The organism is Virgibacillus siamensis (assembly GCF_039522605.1).
Taxonomy (GTDB): domain Bacteria; phylum Bacillota; class Bacilli; order Bacillales; family Amphibacillaceae; genus Lentibacillus; species Lentibacillus siamensis.
On the sequence record NZ_BAAADS010000001.1, the window covers coordinates 517014 to 537410 of the forward strand.

The 20397-nt window shown below is 43.1% G+C and carries 19 protein-coding genes; 7 read left to right on the plus strand and 12 right to left on the minus strand.

Annotation, left to right across the window (positions count from 1 at the left end):
- Positions 1-266: 266 nt before the first annotated feature.
- The 5 genes from ABD010_RS02415 to ABD010_RS02435 form a co-directional block, all read right to left on the minus strand.
- A complete protein-coding gene (locus ABD010_RS02415; protein WP_343809938.1) occupies positions 267-1295 on the minus strand; it encodes a Gfo/Idh/MocA family protein in 1029 nt (342 codons plus the stop codon).
- 6 nt (positions 1296-1301) lie between these two features.
- A complete protein-coding gene (locus ABD010_RS02420) occupies positions 1302-2282 on the minus strand; it encodes an ABC transporter permease (RefSeq protein ID WP_343809940.1) in 981 nt (326 codons plus the stop codon).
- Positions 2275-3789: a sugar ABC transporter ATP-binding protein gene (locus ABD010_RS02425; protein WP_343809942.1), complete on the minus strand. Its 1515-nt coding sequence runs from the start codon at positions 3787-3789 to the stop codon at positions 2275-2277. The genes ABD010_RS02420 and ABD010_RS02425 overlap by 8 nt, the downstream gene beginning before the upstream one ends.
- A gap of 68 nt (positions 3790-3857) precedes the next feature.
- Positions 3858-4817: a substrate-binding domain-containing protein gene (locus tag ABD010_RS02430; protein ID WP_343809944.1), complete on the minus strand. Its 960-nt coding sequence runs from the start codon at positions 4815-4817 to the stop codon at positions 3858-3860.
- Between the two features lie 126 nt (positions 4818-4943).
- Positions 4944-5933 (minus strand): LacI family DNA-binding transcriptional regulator, encoded by a 990-nt coding sequence (locus ABD010_RS02435; RefSeq protein ID WP_343809946.1) that lies wholly within the window; start codon positions 5931-5933, stop codon positions 4944-4946.
- Between the two features lie 221 nt (positions 5934-6154).
- On the opposite strand from ABD010_RS02435, the gene ABD010_RS02440 reads away from it, so the two are divergent.
- Complete coding sequence (locus tag ABD010_RS02440; RefSeq protein WP_343809948.1) at positions 6155-6373, plus strand: hypothetical protein; 219 nt, start codon at positions 6155-6157, stop codon at positions 6371-6373.
- A 327-nt stretch (positions 6374-6700) separates the two neighbouring features.
- On the opposite strand, the gene ABD010_RS02445 is transcribed toward ABD010_RS02440, so the two are convergent.
- The 4 genes from ABD010_RS02445 to ABD010_RS02460 are packed head-to-tail and all read right to left on the minus strand — an operon-like array spanning position 6701 to position 9591.
- Entirely contained in the window at positions 6701-7174 is a 474-nt protein-coding gene (locus ABD010_RS02445) for a thioesterase family protein (RefSeq protein ID WP_343809950.1), read from the minus strand.
- Between the two features lie 21 nt (positions 7175-7195).
- The gene (locus ABD010_RS02450; protein ID WP_343809952.1) at positions 7196-8158 is read right to left on the minus strand and encodes a 3-hydroxyacyl-CoA dehydrogenase NAD-binding domain-containing protein; all 963 of its coding nucleotides are present in this window, start codon (positions 8156-8158) and stop codon (positions 7196-7198) included.
- Between the two features lies 1 nt (position 8159).
- Positions 8160-9053, minus strand: coding sequence for a beta-keto acid cleavage family enzyme (locus tag ABD010_RS02455; protein ID WP_343809954.1), 894 nt, complete (start codon positions 9051-9053; stop codon positions 8160-8162).
- A complete protein-coding gene (locus ABD010_RS02460; RefSeq protein WP_343809956.1) occupies positions 9046-9591 on the minus strand; it encodes a GbsR/MarR family transcriptional regulator in 546 nt (181 codons plus the stop codon). Before ABD010_RS02460 ends, ABD010_RS02455 begins: the two co-directional genes overlap by 8 nt.
- Before the next feature lie 297 nt (positions 9592-9888).
- Between ABD010_RS02460 and ABD010_RS02465 the strand changes: the two genes are divergently transcribed.
- The 5 genes from ABD010_RS02465 (at position 9889) to ABD010_RS02485 (ending at position 15123) form a co-directional block, all read left to right on the plus strand.
- The gene (locus ABD010_RS02465; RefSeq protein WP_343809958.1) at positions 9889-11031 is read left to right on the plus strand and encodes a betaine/proline/choline family ABC transporter ATP-binding protein; all 1143 of its coding nucleotides are present in this window, start codon (positions 9889-9891) and stop codon (positions 11029-11031) included.
- Positions 11032-11040: 9 nt separating this feature from the next.
- Positions 11041-11694: an ABC transporter permease gene (locus ABD010_RS02470; RefSeq protein WP_343809960.1), complete on the plus strand. Its 654-nt coding sequence runs from the start codon at positions 11041-11043 to the stop codon at positions 11692-11694.
- Positions 11695-11710: 16 nt separating this feature from the next.
- Positions 11711-12631 carry an osmoprotectant ABC transporter substrate-binding protein gene (locus ABD010_RS02475; protein ID WP_343809962.1) on the plus strand — a complete coding sequence of 307 codons (921 nt, stop codon included), beginning with the start codon at positions 11711-11713 and terminating at the stop codon, positions 12629-12631.
- Positions 12632-12646: 15 nt separating this feature from the next.
- Positions 12647-13321: an ABC transporter permease gene (locus tag ABD010_RS02480; protein WP_343809964.1), complete on the plus strand. Its 675-nt coding sequence runs from the start codon at positions 12647-12649 to the stop codon at positions 13319-13321.
- Between the two features lie 65 nt (positions 13322-13386).
- Entirely contained in the window at positions 13387-15123 is a 1737-nt protein-coding gene (locus tag ABD010_RS02485; RefSeq protein ID WP_343809966.1) for a CocE/NonD family hydrolase, read from the plus strand.
- Positions 15124-15205: 82 nt separating this feature from the next.
- On the opposite strand, the gene ABD010_RS02490 is transcribed toward ABD010_RS02485, so the two are convergent.
- A complete protein-coding gene (locus tag ABD010_RS02490) occupies positions 15206-16312 on the minus strand; it encodes a M24 family metallopeptidase (protein ID WP_343809968.1) in 1107 nt (368 codons plus the stop codon).
- A gap of 239 nt (positions 16313-16551) precedes the next feature.
- On the opposite strand from ABD010_RS02490, the gene ABD010_RS02495 reads away from it, so the two are divergent.
- On the plus strand, positions 16552-17454 hold the full coding sequence (locus ABD010_RS02495; protein ID WP_343809970.1) for a glycine betaine ABC transporter substrate-binding protein: 903 nt from the start codon (positions 16552-16554) through the stop codon (positions 17452-17454).
- A 107-nt stretch (positions 17455-17561) separates the two neighbouring features.
- Here the strand turns inward: ABD010_RS02495 and ABD010_RS02500 are convergent, their stop codons facing one another.
- Together ABD010_RS02500 and ABD010_RS02505 are read right to left on the minus strand one after the other, a co-directional pair.
- The gene (locus ABD010_RS02500) at positions 17562-18896 is read right to left on the minus strand and encodes a YjiH family protein (protein ID WP_343809972.1); all 1335 of its coding nucleotides are present in this window, start codon (positions 18894-18896) and stop codon (positions 17562-17564) included.
- Positions 18897-19035: 139 nt separating this feature from the next.
- Entirely contained in the window at positions 19036-20352 is a 1317-nt protein-coding gene (locus ABD010_RS02505; RefSeq protein ID WP_343809975.1) for a Na+/H+ antiporter family protein, read from the minus strand.
- Positions 20353-20397: the final 45 nt, after the last annotated feature.

The following is a 20397-nucleotide window of genomic DNA, read 5'->3' on the forward strand; positions in this document are numbered from 1 at the left end:
GGCCGGTTTTAGTCGGCCTTCCTTAAAGTACGAACCGATGTTGACTTTCACCACAAGGGTATAAGTGCGACTAAGCCTCTGGTTTCACCAATCGGCAAGTCTTCTTTATCGTAGTGAGGAAGTGTGAAGTTTGCTAGTTGCTGGGCGCTGGAGCCGGACGTGGCTTTTCATTAATATAAAAATTATACCACAAGTATTAAATTTTATAATTTCCTGGTGCAATGAAAAAAAGACTTCACCGTATTCCGATGAAACAGGTTGCTGAATCAAACCTCAACAACAGCACCATTTTCAGCCGACTTCAACATCGCTAACACAACTTTCAATGAAGCAACCGCATCTTCTCCTGTCACGACAGGGTCTTTGTCCAGCCGAATACTCTCAATAAAAGAATCAATCACACCTGTACTTGTTTGGTTATCATTGGTTTGCATGGCACCAAGTTCATATTTCACCTGTTCACCGCCGTGATTATTAATTTTAATCTGATAATCCGGATCATCATAGACTTTCATAATGCCCTTTTCGAAATACAAAATGGTACTGTTATCTTCCTCCCCATAATATGTCCAGGAAAAGGAAGCTGTGCCCAATTGCCCGTTCGACATCTTCAAATTACTGACGATATTATCACAAACTTCAATTGGTTTACCCAGCTCATCCACTTTATCAAGCGTCCCTTGAAATGAGCTGACAAGTGCTACCTGATCATCCAGCAAATATTGGAGCAAATCTATTTTATGGATACCCAAGTCACCTGCTACTCCTAAGTTGGAGCGATCTTTTTTAAAAAACCAGGTGGACTTCGTTTTGTTTACTCCCCAATGTTCTGGCCCCTTATGACCAAAAGAAAGTTTAAATGTCAGCAGCCTGCCAAGCTCGCCGGAAACGATAATTTCCCTCGCTTTTTGATGGGCCCGATTAAACCGCTGATTATGACCGACCATTAACTTTTTTCCGGATTTCTTCTGGGCATCGAGAATTTTTTCAGCATCCGTAACCGTTAACGAAATTGGTTTCTCACACAGTACATGCTTGCCACTGAGCAATGCCCTTGTGGAAAACACATGATGATTCTCGTTTGACGAGCAGTCACTTATTACCTCAATTCCGGGATTTTCAAACAATTCTTCAACATTTTCCACCATACTGCCGCCAAAAAGCTCCGCCAGCCCACGCGACCGTTCCATATTCCTGTCGTAAAAAACAATTTCATCGACATATGGATTTTCACTGTATTCCGGTGCATGGCGAAACTTCGCAATGGAACCGCAGCCAATTATACCTGCCTTCATATAACACTACTCCCTTTTTTGAAATACTACCGCCACAATAATAATCAGCCCTTTTACAAAGCCTTGAAGATGTGGGGAGATATTCATCAGATTCATCATGTTACTTAGAATACCCAGGATCAACACGCCAAAAAAAGTGCCGATTATTTTCCCGCGCCCGCCGGTCATCCGTGTACCGCCGATGATAACAGCTGCAATTGCATCCAGTTCATACAACATTCCTGAACTTGACGATGAAATGGAGTTCAGACGGGATGTTTCAATAATTGCTGCCACACCAACATAGAGGCCCGCAAGACTGTAAACCAGCAGTTTCACACGGTCTATCCGAATTGCTGATAACAGCGCGGCTTTCTCATTACTGCCAATTGCGTATACATAACGCCCAAACCTTGTCTTATGCATCAAAACATATGTCAACACGGTCATAATGATGAAGATTATAATCGGATAATCGAATATCCAAAGTGATGAATTTGCGATTGCTGAAAAACCAGTCACTTCGCCGGACAGACTTCCCCCGTCAGCAAGATACAATGCAATCGATCGCGCACCTGCCATCATACCTAGCGTCGCTATAAAGGATGCAATTTTCCCTTTTGCTACCATTAAACCATTGAGCAGACCCACAAATGAACCAAACGCTAATGCAACAAAAACAGCTGCCAATATGCTTCCTGTCGCATTTAACGCAAGTACCGTTACAACACCAATCAGAGCTAAAACAGACCCGACTGACAGATCAATCCCTCCGGACAACATAACGATGGTCATGCCAAGTGATACAATGCCGATAATCGAAACATGCATTAAAATATTTAATAGATTATCAATGTCCATGAACCGCGGGCTGGCAATGGACGCCACAATAAAAATGATGGCAAAAGCAATAATGACACTGTACTCTGACCATAACCAGGAAACCTTTTCTTTAATTGGGGAATTGCCGAAACGATCATTTGTTTCCTCTCTTTTTAATTCAGCCAATCTCTACTCCCTCCTTTTTGGACCCGGTAGCATATGTCATAATTTCATCTTCAGTTGCAATATCCCCGGCAAATTTTGCTGTCATTTCACCCTGATACATCACATGAATGACGTGACAAACTTTTAAAAGTTCCGGAGCCTCTGAAGATAAAACAATAATTCCTTTCCCCTGTTCAGCCAAATTCACAATATGCTTGTAAATTTCACGTTTCGCCCCAATGTCGATTCCTTGCGTCGGGTTATCAAAAATAATGATATCCGTGTCCACTTCAAGCCATTTCGCGATGACAACTTTTTGCTGATTCCCGCCGCTTAACTTATCAATCGTAATATTGGGACTGGGAACTTTTATATTCAGTTTATCCTTATAAAATTGAAATGCAGATTTCTCTTGTTTGGCATTAATTAACCCGTTTTTCTCAAAATGTCTGATAGCAGAAACAGTCAAATTATGCTGCACACTCAAGTCTTTGATAATGGCATTTTCTTTACGATCTTTTGGAACAAGACCCAATCCGGCGGCAACTGCCTTTTTCGGATGTCCCAAACGAACAACCTTATTGTCAATTTTTATTTCACCAGTATATTTTTTGCGGTACCCAAACAGCGTTTCAAACAGCTCGGTCCGCCCATCCCCGGATAGCCCGGTAAAGCCTACAATCTCACCTTTTCGTACAGAAAAATTAATAGCTTTAAAAAAACCATCACATGTAAGATTGTTAACTTCAAGGACAGTGGAACCAAGCTCATTATCAGTCAGCAACCGCTCTTCCGAAACCACATTTCCAACCATTAATTTTGTGATTTCTTCCAAGTTTGTGTGTGCCATGCTGCCATTTCCGGCAACTTCCCCATCCCGCAATACAGTATATCGGTCACAAATTTCGTTAATCTCATTTAATTTATGAGAAATATAAATGATAGAGACTCCTGCGTTTTTAAGGTTACGCATTAGCTCAAATAATCGCTCAACCTCATGTTCGGTTAGTGCGGATGTTGGTTCGTCCATAATAATAAGCTTGGAGTTATGTAAAAGCGATTTGGAAATCTCAATCATTTGTTTGTATGATGTATTCAGTTCTCTTACAAAACCTTTTGGATTAATATCGACCCCAAGCCGCCCCAATATTTTTTCCGTTTCACGGCACATTTTCGTTACATCCAAAAACCCCAGCTTTGTACGAATTTCCGAACCTAAAAACATATTTTCATAGACAGTTAAATCATTTACAACGTTCAATTCCTGATGGATAAAACTGATTTCATGATCCTGTGAAACCTTTGGACTGCTCATGACGGTAACATTACCATTCACGTGAATCGTTCCACTATCCGGCTGAAGCACACCACCCAAAATATTCATCAATGTGGATTTTCCCGCTCCATTTTCACCCAGTAAAGCGTGAATCTCACCACGCTCCACCTCAAACGAAACATCTTTTAACACAGGTACATGGTTAAAGGATTTTTTAATATTCATCATGCGCATTAAGGTGGTATCAGTCATTCCATAACCTCCTCAGTAGGAAAAGAGGGAAATACAATAATCGTATCGTTGTATTTCCCAACTGTTTTTTAGAATTTCGAATCCGGATCATAGTATTTTTCTACATTTTCTTTCGTAACCTCTGTGGCGTCTTTAACGACCATTTCTTTCTCAGGGTCTTTACCCTGAGCCAGATTGGCTGCAATCTTCACCCCATCACGTACCATGGTTGGGGAATACAGAAATGTAGCGGAAATCAACCCGCCATCCTTAATACTTTCAAAAACTTCTTTCGCACCGCCTGCGCCCGTTACAAACTTGATATCGTCCCGTCCAGCCTCTTTTATTGCCTGAACAACTCCAAGTGCCATTCCATCATCCTGCGTAAAAACAGCATCAATTTCCGGTTGAGCTGTTAAAATATTTGCCATTACTTCAAGAGATTTTTCCGTTGAGAAATCACCGCTTTGCGAGGCTACTACTTCAATTCCATCAGCCTCTTCCATCGCTTTTTGGAAGCCTGCACCACGCTGTTCGGTAACCGAGCTTGGCGGGCCTGTAATTTCAACTACTTTTCCTTCTCCGCCTAATTTTTCAATGAAATATTTCCCTGCATTAACGCCGATTCCTTTGTTGTCACCTTTCACGACAACAGTTGCCGCATCATTATTCAGTTCTCTATCTACTATTACTAAGGGGATACCGGCATCTTTAACCTTCTTTCCAACCGGAGACAATGCAGCTGATTCAATCGGAAGCATGACAATTGCGTCAACATCCTGTGAAATTAAATCGTCCACATCGTTCGCCTGTGAGTTCGGATCCGTTGCATTCGTAATAACATAATCAATACCTTTATCTTCTTTGATCTGTTTTGCCTGATTCTTAGCGTTCTCAATCAAAGCCCCCATCCAGCCATGTGTTGCTGATGGTAACGAGATTCCAATCGTGAGGTTTCCGTCATCACTCTCACCAGTTGCCTCTTCGCCACTGCACGCTGCCAACAATGCAAGCAACAAAACTATTCCCACCACAACTAACTTTTTCACAAATTTCACCCCTCATAAAATGATAATACGCCACACCTTATGTAAACGTTTACAAATTACATGTAAGGTCAGCGCTCTATTATTAAGCCAGTCTTTTAATAACAGAGCGCTAATCTCACCTGTACATCACCCAGATGTCGATTCGCGTATTACTAATTCATGATTTAAAATCACACTCTCCACTTTTTCTCCTTTTATTTTGGCAATCAGTTTTGTAGCCGCTATTTCCCCCATTTCTCGCATGGGCTGAGCAACTGTTGTTAACGTTGGGTTTGTCATATTGGAAAAGTCAATTTTATCGAATCCTACGACTGCCATATCGTTCGGAACATGCACCCCATTACTGCTAAGCTCTTTCAACGCTCCTATCGCCAGCATATCTGATACTGCAAATACCGCGGTTGGCTGATTTTCCAATCGAAGGATATTCCGTATTGCCTGCTGCCCATTCTCAAAACCCAATTCTCTGGTATATAAAATATACTCATCCCTTATTGGAATGTTATATTCGTTCAATGCACTGATATAACCTTTTTTCCGTTGATTAGCATACAAAAATTTCTCATCCGTGTTTACCAAAGCTATTTTTTGGTGACCAATCATGATGAGATGTTTTACTGCCCGGTATGCCGCCTGTTCATTGTCAATTGTTACGTATGGAATACCACTGTCATTGGAGTATTCACTGCACTGGATAATTGCATGGTTCTCAGCCATTTTTATCAATGTGTCAATATTTACAGTTGGATCCATTGAAATAATTCCATCAGCCATTTTCTTTTTGACCAGATCAAAATATATATTTTCCCGTTCTGGTTTCGAGTCCGTTTCACATAAAAGAATGTTATAACCGTGGTCTAATGCTGATGTTTCAATCCCTTGAATGATATCCAAATAAAATGGATTTGAAATTTTAGGTATCAGCACCAGAAGAATACGGCTTTCCGAAGTACGAAGGCTTCTCCCGAGCAAACTTGGTTCATAATTTAATTGCTTTATCGCCTCTTCTACTTTTATCCTTGTATTCGCTGCTACAGATTTTTGTTTATTCAATACCCTTGAAACCGTGGCCACCGAAACGCCCGCCTGCATGGCTACTTGTTGAATATTTGCCATTCGTCATCCTGCTTTCTCTCTGAAATCGATTACATCTGATTGTAATAAACTTGAAACATACTGTCAACAATTTTTTGAAAATTAATGGAATAATTTTATCGAATCTAAAACATGTTTCTGCTTCATAACATTTCGATAAACCTCAACCAACAGAAAATTGTCACAGCAGAATGAATTCACTTACAATAGGATGAGATTTTATTTTTTTAAGGAGCTGTATAATGCGTCAAAACTTTAATGTAAACCACACGAAAACTGGTATCGTATTCAATATAATCATTGCTGTATTGGCAATTGGTGTGATTGCTGCGGCTATCGATGGCTGGGATGAAATGAAACGGGCACCCTTCTACTTTGTGCTTGGCATCGTTATTCTCGCCACCCGTTTATGGCGGCTTTATAAGGCAAAAAAACATACCGGTCGAAATCCGGGACACTGAGGAACGGTTGAACAAAGTGATCACCACGGGCGATATGGGCTCTCCCCCGAAATTGTAAAAAACCGCCGAGATACGGCGGTTTTTTGCATTAGTTCGGCGAGTTTTGGATAAAGTACGGCGGCTGTTGCCAAAAGTACGGCGGGTTTCTGCTTAAATACGGCGGATCTCGCCAAATATACGACGAGACACCTCCTTGAACAATTCGAGGGCCGATAATCCGCTCTTAGGATATAATCCGTTCACCCCTGAATTGACCGCACCACACTAGAAATTAATATATGCGCGTTTTGGAAAAATCACCATTTCCGGTCGATTCCCGCAGACTACTTATTTCTTCTTCGACCGAATCCCGATCACACGACCTGCTTCCTTGGGCTTTTCGGCCGGTGTATGCTGTGCTGCCAGTTCCTTCAGTGATGCAAAAACATCTTCAGGAAAAGGTGCTGGTCTTCCGGATGTTTGATCAATCCCCATCAGCATCTGTTCACTTGCAGCAGCACGTTTCCCTTCTTCGCCGTACAGTTCAAAAAAGACGTGGGCCCGTTTTGCATCATAATCAAGCAGGCTCAGATGAATCTCAAACCGCTCACCCAGCTTCATTTCATCGAGATAACAAATGTGGTTTTCCAGCGTAAACATCGTGTATTGATGAGAATCGCGGAAATCCTCCGTCAGGCCAATAGCATCCATAAATGCATCAACGCCCCAGCTGAATGCACGCACGTATTCAGCATCGTTCATGTGTCCGTTGTAATCAATCCAGTCTGCACGGACATTATCACTTAAGATAAATTTTCTCATCTGTACTTGTTCCCCCTTCACTTACAGCTCTCCAGTTAAATTGGCGCTTGGCCAGTATTTTTCCAGCAGCTGCTGCAGTTCAATTAAAAATTGATTGCGTCGCTCTTCCAGTTTTTCCATTTCCACGCCTGCTGTTTGCCGTTCACAACCTTCAATGACTTTTTCGGCAAGTTCATCGGTTAACTCGGGCGCTTCCAGCTTGGTCCATGGCAGCTTCAGCGCCGGGCCAAATTGTTCCAGTAGATGACGCATGCCTGCTTTTCCGCCGCCCATATGCAACGTCATGAAGGGTCCCATCAGTGCCCAACGTAATCCTGGACCATATACGATTGATGCATCAACTTCCTCAGTGGTTGCGACGCCGTCATTTACAATGTGCAGCGACTCGCGCCAGATTGCTTCCATCAACCGATCGGCAATATGCCCCTCAATTTCTTTATTTACGATAAGCGGCTTCATGTTAAGGCCATTGTAAAATTCCTTTGCATTTTCGACAAATTCCGAATCTGTTTTCGCACCGCCAACCAGTTCAACCAACGGAACCAAATAAACCGGATTGAATGGATGAGCGACAATTACCCGCTCCGGATAATGTTCCGCATCTGCCTGCAACGTACTTGGCAAGATACCGGATGTGCTTGACGCAATAACCGCTCCAGCTGATGCATGCCGGTCGATATCGGCAATCACGCTGCGTTTCAACCCTTCACGTTCCGGAACACATTCCTGAATAAAGTCAGCACTCCCGACCGCTTTCGCCAAGTCTTCTTCAAAAAACAGATTATCCACGGACGCTCCTTCAGCCAGCCCCATCTGTTCCATCGCCGGCCATGCATTACGTACTGCTTCCCGCATCCGTTCTTCCGCTCCAGGGGCAGGATCTGTCGCTGTCACCTGATAACCATTCGCCAAAAATCGTGTAATCCAACCGTTGCCGATTACGCCGGTTCCTACTACCGTAACTTTACTGATTGTATTATTCATACTAGCCTTCCTTTCCATTCGGGTTCCGCAAGTTTAATAAATCACGTGCTTCTGCTGGTGACATAATGTCAGATCCGAGACTCTGTACAATCCCCAGAGCTTTATCCACGAGTTGTTCATTTGTTGCCAGCTGTCCTTTTTTCAAATACAGATTGTCCTCCAGGCCAACACGAACATTTCCGCCCTGCAATACGGATTCCGCGACAATCGGCATTTGCATGCGGCCAATCCCAAATGCTGCCCATCGTCCATTTTCCGGAATTCTGCTTTTCATATACGACAATGTTTCCGCATCGGCTGCCGCACCCCATGGGATACCAAGGCAAAACTGAAACAGCGGATCACCGTCAATCAGTCCTTCTTGCATCAATTGATTGGCAAACCGGATTTGGCCGGTGTCAAAACATTCCAGTTCAGGCTTTACACCACTTTCCTGTACAAGCTTAGCCTGTTTGCGCAGCCAGTCAGTCGGGCTGACATACAGCATGTTGCCGAAATTGACACTGCCGCAATCCAGTGTACACATTTCCGGAAGCAATTTTCCAACCGGTTCATGACGCTCTTCCGGTGTTTGAATATCAGTGCCGGCACCGCCTCGGGTTGGATCGTCCTCACTCGGAACCCAATCACCGCCGCCACCGGACGTAATATTGATAATCACATCTGTGTCCGCTTCACGAATCCGTTCCACTGTTTCCTGATAAAGGTTGACATCATGACTTAACTTTCCCGTCTCCGGATCACGGACATGGATATGTGCAATCGTTGCTCCTGCTTTGGCCGCTTTGATTGCCGAATCCGCTATTTCTTTTGGGGTAACCGGTACATGTGGACTCTTTTCGGTCGTTTCACCGGCACCTGTTACCGCACATGATAAAATTACTTTTTTATTCATTTGAATTCCTCCTGTTTTTTGGTACATATTTAAATATTTCGCCGCTTTCAAAGTGTGCAATTAATCGGCGAATCCAGTCATAATAATCCATCCACTCATACGCTTCTTCCAAATAATCATTAATCAGCTGCTCATCTTCAGCCGATAATTCCGCCTGTTTTTCCTGTATTTCCTTAAGGTTGCGCATCAATTTCTGCTCAAACTGTTTATTCCGTTTAATCGCCTTTTGCCATGTCGAGGTAAATAATGAAATAAATGTTTCATAATAATCCTGTTCTACCTGATATAAGTCTTTACGAATCCCCGGTTTAAATACACGTTCGGCAATATTCAGTTCCATCATTTCCCGGACAACCTGACTCATGCGCATTTTACTCATACCGGTTTCAACGGACAGTTCATCCAGCATCATTGGTTCGCGATTCATATAAATCGTGCCAAGAACACGCCCAACGGTTGGGGATACGCCAAATGCATGCATATTATCGATAAGTTTTTCAATAAATTGCTGCTTCACACCATAAACCTGTTCGTCCATCACAATCCCCTTTCAAACATCCTTTCGTACTATATCATAATAACAAAAACCTTCAAAAAATCGTTTTGGCATGTATTTTAAAGAATAAACGAGAAAAACAGAGCATACCTGTTATAAATTTTATAAATAAAAAAGTTTATAAACTTTACGTGTTTTACAAAATGCATATAGTTCGTTAAGCTGAGAAAGTTCTCGGGGTGAAGACAGCTCACACCTATACGTCCAAAAACATGCTAGCAAACTCTTATCCCGATCAATTCCCGAATAGATAATCAAAACTACGGAGGTGGCATTTTCTTGCTTACATTTCAAGATGTTTCCAAAATATATGGCGGAACAAAAAAAGCAGTCGAAAATATGACATTGGAAGTTGAAAAAGGAGAATTTATCGTCTTTATCGGTCCGAGTGGCTGCGGAAAGACAACGACCATGAAAATGATTAACCGATTAATCGAGCCGACAGATGGAACGATTTCCATTGAAGGTGAAAACATACTGGATAAAGATCCGGTACAGCTGAGACGGGAAATCGGTTATGTGATTCAACAGATCGGTCTTTTCCCGCATATGACCATCCAGGAAAATATTTCACTTGTGCCCAAACTGTTAAAGTGGCCAGAAGATAAACGCCGCAAACGGGCTGAAGAACTGCTTAGCCTTGTTGACATGGATACCGAATACCTTAACCGTTTCCCGCATGAACTGAGCGGCGGACAGCAGCAGCGGATCGGTGTATTGCGGGCGCTTGCCGCAGATCCTCCCCTTATTTTAATGGACGAGCCTTTTGGTGCACTTGACCCGATTACACGGGATTCTCTGCAGGAGGAGTTTAAAAAACTGCAGCAGTCACTCGGCAAAACAATTGTGTTCGTCACCCACGATATGGACGAAGCACTCAAATTGGCTGACCGGATTGTCATCATGCGTGATGGTGAGCTGGTACAAGTTGGAACACCGGACGAAATTATGCGAAAACCTGCCAACGAATTTGTTGAGCAATTTATCGGAAAAGAGCGGCTAATCCAGGCACAGCCAAATATCCAGACAGTTGAGCAGATCATGAATCACGATCCGATTACCATCACGATGGAACAGACACTGGCTGAAGCCATCCAAATCATGAAAAACAAACGGGTAGACTCGCTGCTTGTCGTTGATGAACAGCGGAAACTGCAAGGATATATTGATATTGAAATTATTGACCAGAACCACACGAAAAGTACGCTCGTCAAAGAAGTCGTAAATTCGGAAATTTATTCGGTTGAAGAAGGAACATTACTGCGCGATTCCATTCACCGGATTTTGCGCAAAGGAATTAAAAATATTCCGGTAGTCGATAACAAACAAACACTGTTGGGCATTGTTACACGCGCTAACCTTGCTGATATTGTCTACGATACAATCTGGGGCGAAATGGATACGACTCAATCAGCTGGTTAATGAAAGGAGATGAAACTTTTGCTGGACTTTTTAGCCAATAATGGTACACAGCTTTTAGTAAAAACCTGGGAACACTTTTATATTTCACTGACAGCCGTCCTGTTAGGAATTCTTGTGGCGGTCCCGCTTGGAATACTGCTGACGCGCACACCTAAAGTCGCCGGCTTTGTTATTGGAACAGTTGGGGTCGTTCAGACCTTTCCAAGCCTTGCGATTCTTGCTTTTTTCATACCAATTCTTGGAGTTGGTAAAATACCGGCTATTGCAGCCCTGTTCTTCTACTCCATGCTGCCAATTCTGCGCAACACATTTACAGGGGTGAAAGAAGTCAATCAAAACCTGCTTGAAGCCGGAACCGGAATGGGCATGAGCGGCTGGCAGCGGATCATGCATGTCGAACTGCCGCTTGCAACCCCAGTTATTATGGCGGGTATTCGAGTTTCCACCGTCTATTTGATCGGTTGGGCAACACTCGCATCTTTTATCGGAGCCGGTGGTCTTGGTGACTACATTTTTAACGGACTAAATTTATACCGGACCGACCTGATTCTTGCAGGGGCTATTCCGGTGACATTGATGGCGTTGCTTACCGATCTGCTCTTTGGATATCTCGAAGGCCGCCTGACTCCGGATGGATTAAAAGACCAACAGGATGCAGCATAGGAAAGGAGAGGAAACCGTGAAATTCACAACCTTCAAAACAATTGTCATACTGCTGATTTCCGTCGTATTGCTGAGCGGTTGTTCACTGCCAGGCTTAAGCGGGCCCAAGGACAAAACAGTAACAGTCGGTACTTTGGGCACAGCGGAATCGGCCATTATGGGAAATATGGTCAGCTTAATAATTGAACACTATACAGACCTTCAGACCGAATTAATTACCAACATGGGATCATCCACCGTACAGCATAAAGCTATGTCCAACGGGGAAGTTGATGTTACTGCTACCAGGTATACCGGTACAGACCTTGTCGGTGCACTCGGTATGGATCCTGTTAAAGATCCGGACAAAGCGATGAAAATTGTCAAACGAGAATTCCAGCAGCGCTTTAATCAGACATGGTTTGATTCGTATGGTTTTGCTAATTCCTATGCATTTACCGTAACGAGTGAACTAGCCAAGAAGAAAAACCTCAAAACCGTATCAGATCTGAAAGCAATTGCAGACGAACTTCGACTCGGTGTGGACAGCGCCTGGATTAGAAGACCGGGTGTCGGTTATGAATCCTTTAAAAAATCATACGGATTTGCATTTAACCGCATCTTTCCAATGTCAATCGGACTTGTCTATAAAGCAGTGGAAAGCGGCGAAATGGATGTCGTTCTTGCCTATACAACAGACGGACGACTGGAAGCTTTTGACCTTGTCACATTGAAAGACAATAAACATCTGTTTCCACCGTATGACGCTTCACCGGTTGCCCGGAACGAAGTATTGAATCAACACCCTGAATTGAAGGACATCCTTCAGAAATTAAGCGGAACAATCAGTACGGAAAAAATGCGACGGCTGAACTATCTCGCGAACGTAAAAATGAAAGAACCAAAAGTTGTTGCAAAAGAATTTCTTGAGAAACATAACTACTTTGAAGATAAATAACAGGAGGTGACGACAATGGAACTGCTACAGGATTTATGGATTTATTACAGCCAGAATTTCGGTTATGTATGGGAAGAATTTATCCGGCACTTTCTGATGTCGGCATATGGAGTGCTGTTTGCCGCTGTCATCGCGATACCAGCAGGCATTTTCATTTCACGGCACGCCAGACTCAGCACATTTGTGATTTCACTGACAAACATCATTCAGACCATTCCGGCACTGGCAATGCTCGCCGTTTTAATGCTGGCAATGGGACTGGGCGCGACAACAGTTGTATTTGCGCTGTTTTTATATTCCATCCTGCCTATTTTGAAAAACACGTATACCGGCATGCAAAATATTGACAGTGCACTGCTCGAATCCGGACGTGGAATGGGCATGAACAAATTCCAAATACTGCGGATGGTCGAACTTCCGCTTGCCTTATCTGTGATTATGGCCGGACTCCGGACAGCACTCGTTATTGCGATCGGTATTGCCACGATTGGTACATTCATTGGCGCCGGCGGTCTTGGTGACATTATTATCCGCGGAACAAATGCCACAAACGGAGCACCAATCATTTTAGCAGGGGCAATTCCAACCGCCGTCATGGCAATTATCGCCGACTTTGGTATGGGCTGGCTTGAACGTGTCCTTTCCCCTGTCAAAGGAAAAACTGCCAAAAACGGGCAGGAAGCTGCGTAACACCAGATCCATAACATTCCCGGCCCAAAAATGGCCGGGAATCCTATTTAGGAGGAGAAAATTTTATGCAAATCATACTTGATAAAAATGTCGCTTGTACATTACGTGATGGCACGATACTCTATAGTGATATTTACCGTCCGGGAGAGGAAGGCAACTTTCCGGTTCTGCTGACACGGCTCCCATATGGAAAAGATTTGCCGTTTTATTCCCATCGCTACCTGGATACAAACCGTCTAGTACAAAACGGTTATGTCGTGATCATCCAGGATGTTCGCGGCCGTTTTGAATCAGAAGGCGAATTTGTACCGTTTATTCATGAAGCTAAAGACGGTTATGATGCAGTCGAATGGGCGGCAGCATTGCCTTATTCTTCCGGAAAAGTCGGCATGTTCGGTTTATCCTATTACGGTTTCACCCAACTGGCCGCTGCTGCAGAACGCCCGCCGCATTTGGAAGCGATTTTTCCTTCCCAAAGTCTGAACGACCCAAGACGCGGCAACATGTATCATAATGGAGCATATGGGCTTGGCACATCGGAAACATGGGCACTGGAGTCAATCGTTCCAGACATGTTGAAACGAAAATATGGCGCCGGTACGAAAAAATATCAGGAAATGATGAACAAAGCTGCCAATTTCATCAATCATATCAACGAATGGTACCACTACAAACCAATCAGCGAGTGGCCGCCATTGCGGGAATTAGGAGTCGGTGATTATTTCTTCGAGCAGCTTCACCTTGAATTGAATGACAGCTCCTGGGATAAAGCAAGTGTTTTCAATCGTTATAAAGAAATGGATGTACCAGCCTACCATGTCGCGGGATGGTATGACTCACTGCTCCAATCCACACTGGAGAATTACGTGGAAATGGATCAACTGGGAAGCCAGCAGCAAAAACTGATAATTGGTCCATGGGCGCATGGTGACTTCAAGTCAGTCATCGGTGAACGAAACTTTGGGATTCACGCATCCGAAGATTGGATTGATTTAAACAATGACTTGACCGGTTTGCATATTGACTGGTTCAATCACTGGCTAAAAGCGGAACAGTCGAAAAATATCGATGAACCACCTGTAAAGCTTTTTGTCATGGGGACCAACCGGTGGCGGAGTGAACAGGAATGGCCGCTCGCCCGAACGCAATATACACCGTTTTATTTACACAGCCATGGTCAGGCAAATTCCCGCTCCGGAGATGGCACATTATCATTTGCGAAACCTGGCGATGAAGCAGTTGATTCGTATATCCATAATCCTGATCAACCTGTACCAACCGTTGGAGGCGGAACACTGTATGATGGTGTTCAAACAACTGGCCCGCACGATCAGAAAGTAATTGAAAACCGCGATGATGTCCTTGTCTACACATCGGAAAAATTGGACAAACCGCTGGAAGTTACGGGGCCGATAAACGTAAAATTATGGGCAGCAACCGATGCGCCAGATACGGATTTCACCGCAAAACTGGTCGATGTTTTCCCGGATGGAACCGCCATCAACCTCACTGACGGCATTGTCCGGTCCTGCTACCGGAACGGCTATACGCCGGAACCGGAGCTTAACGGAGAAATCGTCGAGTATGAAATGGACCTATGGGCCACCAGCAACGTCTTTTTACCGGATCACCAAATCAGAATCGAAATCGCATCCAGCAATTTCCCGCGATTTGACGTGAACCCGAACACCGGAAAAACGATGCTGAACAGCGCGGAAACGAAACCAGCAAAACAAACGATTTATCATAATGAAGAGTATCCGTCACATGTTGTATTGCCGGTTATTCCGAATGAAGCTTAGAATAACGAAGGCTGGCAGATAAAAACTTCTGCCAGCCTTATTCAATCTTTCATGGTATGCATTTGAAATTATTAATCTTCCACTATAAAACCTGCAAGTCCCTAGGAAACGACGTTAACACCTCTGCCTCGCCCTTTTCGTTAATAAAAACTTCATCCTCAATACGGACACCGCCGTATCCCGGTATATAAATCCCCGGCTCGATAGTGAAGAATACCCCTTCTTCCGCAAGTTGTTCATTATTTGCGTGAATCGACGGTTCTTCATGCACGTCAATCCCCAGTCCATGTCCGACACGATTATTAAAATAGTCACCATATCCACTCTTGTCGATGACATCTCTCGCAGCCAGATCAAATGTTTTCAGGGGCTTACCGGATTGGACTGCATTGATTCCCGCCTGATTGGCTTCCAGTACAATATGATACATCTCTTTCTGCTTTTCAGAAGGCTCACCAATCACAAACGTTCTTGTTGTATCTGAACAATAGCCATGTTTTGTTTTCACACCAAAATCTATCAGAAGGAAGTCGCCATTCTGAAACTTCCGGTCATCTGGAACGCCGTGCGGCAATGCAGACTTTTCACCGGAAAGCACAATAGGCGAAAACGAAGGTCCTTCCGCTCCAAACTTTTTCATAAGGTATTCCAGTTCAGCAGTCAAGTCCACCTCCGTCATACCGGTTTTCACCTTTTTCATTCCTTCTTCCAGTACCTTCTCGATGATATCCACTGCCTCCTGCAAATATGTAACTTCCTGCCTGGATTTTTTCAATCGCAGCTTATTTATGAAAGGCTGAATATCATCATAACTCACCTCTGGAAAAGCAGCATTCAAGTTGCGATGTTTGAACATACTCGTTTCTTTCATTTCCAGACCGATGCTCTTTATATCAGTACCAACATTGTTTTTTAATATGGAAAAAGGATCCGCTTCATCCGATATCGGAATAATTTTTTCGACAAATGAGTCGTTTTCAGCGATTTCTTTGTCCAATGCCGGTACAAACAATTTGAATTCCGCTGTTTGTCCATCCCAAACCAGTGCCATAAAACGCTCATGCGGATCCGAATCGAACCCGGTAAAATAGAATACGTTGGCTGGTGATGCAATGAGCGCAATAGAGAAATTCTGTTCCTTTAAATATTGCTGTAATTGTTCTAGTCTATTTTGATAATCCAATGACATGTAAATTCCTCCTTCGCCTATAGTATAACATGCAACATGAAAGTCTGGACCCTGTAAAGGATCAGCCAGAAATTTTTTTAATGAAACGTACTATTTCTTATATGAACTACCTTTCCTGGTGATACTCCCAAAAATATAGAACACATCAGAATACCAGCCAAAATTTGATTAAACAATCAAATAATAGTACAATCTTCAACTGTTGTATCGTTAAATTTCTAAGAACGGGAGGAATGACCATGAAAGAAGCACGACACTGGACATATTTTATATTCATTATTGCACTATTGCTATTCGTCTTGGCGGGTTGCAGCAGTGATGGTACACAGAAAAATAGTACCGATGATAAGGAAGATGGAAATAAGGGAACCATACATATCGGCCTGCAAAATTGGGCTGAAACAATTGCCGTTGCTAACATGTGGAAAATTGTTCTTGAGGATAAGGGTTACGATGTCGAGCTGACCTCTGTAACAAAGGGAGCATTGTATTCCGGGCTGGCTGATGGAAGCATTGACGTCAATCTGGAAGTCTGGCTGCCGCACACCGATAAACCCTATGTTAGCAGGTATAAAGATGAAATCGTCAAACATGACCGGTGGTATAAGAATACAAGACTTGGATTGGCTGTCCCTGAATATATGGACATTGACAGCATGGCACAATTAAATGCCAATAAAGAAAAATTCAACGGTAAAATAATTGGCATCGAACCAGGTGCAAGCCTGATGAAAATGAGTGATAAAGCTGTACAAAAATACAATTTGGATTACAATCTGATTGAAAGTTCAGGTCCGTCGATGACCGCACAGTTGAAAAAGAAATATGACGAAAAAGAACCGATTGTTGTTACCCTTTGGAACCCGCACTGGGCATTTGCAGTTTGGGATCTGAAATATTTGGATGATCCCAAAAATGTTTACGGCGAAGCGGATAATGTCTTCTGGTACTCCCGGAAAGGCTTTAAAAAAGAATTTCCAAAAGTAACCAAGTCGCTCGACCAATGGAACATGTCACATGAGCAGCTAGCTTCCCTCATGAATGTCATACGGAAAAATGACAACCAGCCCAAAAAAGGCGCTGCTAAATGGATTGAAAACCATCAGGAGTTGGTGGAGAAATGGGCCGGTGGTATCAAATAAACCAAACTATTACAAAGCACACCTGCGTGAAATCGGTGTGCTTTGTTTGATGTAAGATTAATTTGTGGCAATGCCCTATTTACACACCCCGCTAAAGCCATTCCAACTCACAACAACAAATACGCTATCGGAGTCACAATAACAATCGTCAAAATTGTCCGTTCAATCCAGATGATTAACAGTTTTGGAATGCTGATCGGGATTTCGGTAGATAAAATACAAGGAACTAGGGCAGAAAAGAATATAATCGCTGAAACGGATAACACAGCAATCACAAATTTTGTAACCAATGAACCCTCTACCACCAGTAATGACGGAAGAAACATTTCCGCTATCTCAACTGCAGCTGCTTTAGCCGCCAATAAAGGTTCCGGTAATTGTACCAGCCATGTGAATGGATAGAAAATATATCCCAAAATATCGAATACCGGTGTATACGTTGCAAGAATGAGACCTAGTAGACCTACCGACAATATCGAAGGGAGAATTGCTCCTGTCATAATGAGGCCATCTTTTAAATTGATCCAAATATTTTTTAGTAATGGTAAGGATTCCTCAGTAGTTTCCATTGCCTGCTTCCAAGCTTCCTGGAAACGATTTTTCTTAACCTTCTTTTCCGGAAATCCTTCCTGACCATTATAATAAGAGTCACTCATCTTATTTAACGGCCAAATTCTAACTGTGATAGCGGTTACAAAGAAAGTGACCACTAATGTTACCCAAAAATATATATTCCAAATATCCATAATCCCAAGTGTTTTTGCGACAACAATCATAAATGTGGCTGATACTGTTGAAAACCCTGTCGCAATAATAGATGCTTCTTTAATCGTATATTTGCCTTCCTTAAATACCTTATTTGTAATTAACAGACCAATAGAATAGCTTCCGACAAACGAGGCAACCGCATCAATTGCTGAACGTCCCGGAGTTTTCCAGATTGGTTTCATAATCGGCTGTACTAGGACTCCAATAAACTCCAATAATCCATACCCGACCAATAGCGCCAAAAATACCGCACCAAGTGGAACCAGAATACCGACTGACGTTACCAGACTATTAAATAAAAACGGTCCCAAATCGGGATCAAAAAGCCATTCTGGGCCAAAATCAAAAACAAGCATAAACGCGACGATCATCCCGATTATTTTAAACAATGATAGGACCGTATAAACAGCATCCTTGTTCCAGGTTTTATTGACAAAAGGATGTACCGCACCAAATATAATGACAAGCAGGATGTAGTACGGTACTGCAGCCGTCAAATTTTCCTCGACAAACGTGACCATGTGATCCAATGGAATAGTGGAATTTCCATTAATCGTAATTGGAATAAAAAAGGTGAATGCACCAATAAAACTGTAAATAACAAACTTCAAAATATTTTTCCCGTTTGTATGATTCGCTTCCTTCCCAACAACATCATTTACAGGATTCTCCATCTTTAACCCTCCCGGAAAATAAATTTGTTCCTTCAGTTACTGCATTCCAGCAGTGATGCCCCCCTTTTTTCACCTTATTGAAAAAGAACCATCATGGTATAATGATAGTTCTTTTTCATTTAAATAGAACAGATTCAGTCTATAACACCATTGCTGCGATCACTCCGCAAATAAACAATGGAATATTATAGTGTAAAAAGGTTGGAACACAGGTATCCCAGATATGATGGTGCTGGCCGTCCACATTCAACCCGGAAGTTGGCCCCAGCGTACTGTCTGAAGCAGGAGAACCCGCATCACCAATAGCCCCGGAAGTTCCAATCAAGGCAGCAGTAGCAAGAGGACTGAATCCAATTGTTGCACACAAAGGTACAAAAATTGCGGCTAGTACCGGAATGGTTCCAAACGATGTGCCGATACCAATCGTAACTAATAGTCCGATAGACATCATAACAACCGCTGCCAAAAGTTTGCTGTCGCCAATCCAGTCACTTCCGGATTTTACAAGTTCATCAACGGCCCCGGTTTCCGTTAATATAGAAGCATATCCGGAGGCAATAAGCATGACAAACGCTATTGTTCCCATCATTTTTACACCATTTTCAACGACGACCTCACCACTCTTCCATGTTTCTGCACGGAAAATAAAAATAACCAGAATGCCGCCGAGAGCAGCAAGAACCAATGATCCATATACGAGCTGCAATACCAGGGTGACAATGAGGCTAAGAATAACAACATAATGATTCCATTGCCATTTCTTTTTATCCTCGTTTGTTGAAGCAGCTACCTCATTGGAAAACTCTGTTGGAATATCCGCATATTCACGGCCCTTCCGGTAAGTTATCAGGATGGCAATTGCCAATCCGACAGCCATCCCGGCTACAGGGATTGCCATGGCCAATGGTATTTTGGATAAAGCAATGGTCATACCATTTGCTTTCATTTCTTCCACAATAATTCCTTGAAAGATTAGCCCGAATCCTAATGGTACAAGCATATACGGTGCTTTCAACCCAAAAGTCAGTGCTGTGGCAATTCCTCTGCGGTCAACCTTCATTTTATTGAAAATAGATAACAGCGGTGGAATCAGAATCGGTATAAACGCAATATGGACAGGAACCACATTTTGCGATAAACAAGCCAGACCGGCGATTACGAACAGCACTATACCGCGCCTGCCGCGAATAAACGGTAGAACACCCCTGATTAACTTATCGGTGATACCGGAACGGGCAATCATAACAGCCAAGATACCCAATAGCAGGTAACTCAATGCCGTTTCACCTTGTCCGCCAAGCCCGCCAACCACAGTGGTGAACGTTTCCTCAAGTGATAATCCTGCTGTTAGTCCGCCAACGACAGCTGCAATCAGCAGGGAAATAATCACATGTACGCGGGCAAGACTGAGTATTACCAAGACTAAAACCGACAAGACTACCGGATTTAATAGCATCAATTCAACTCCTTATTTCCATTTTTAGACCGGGAGTTTATCCGG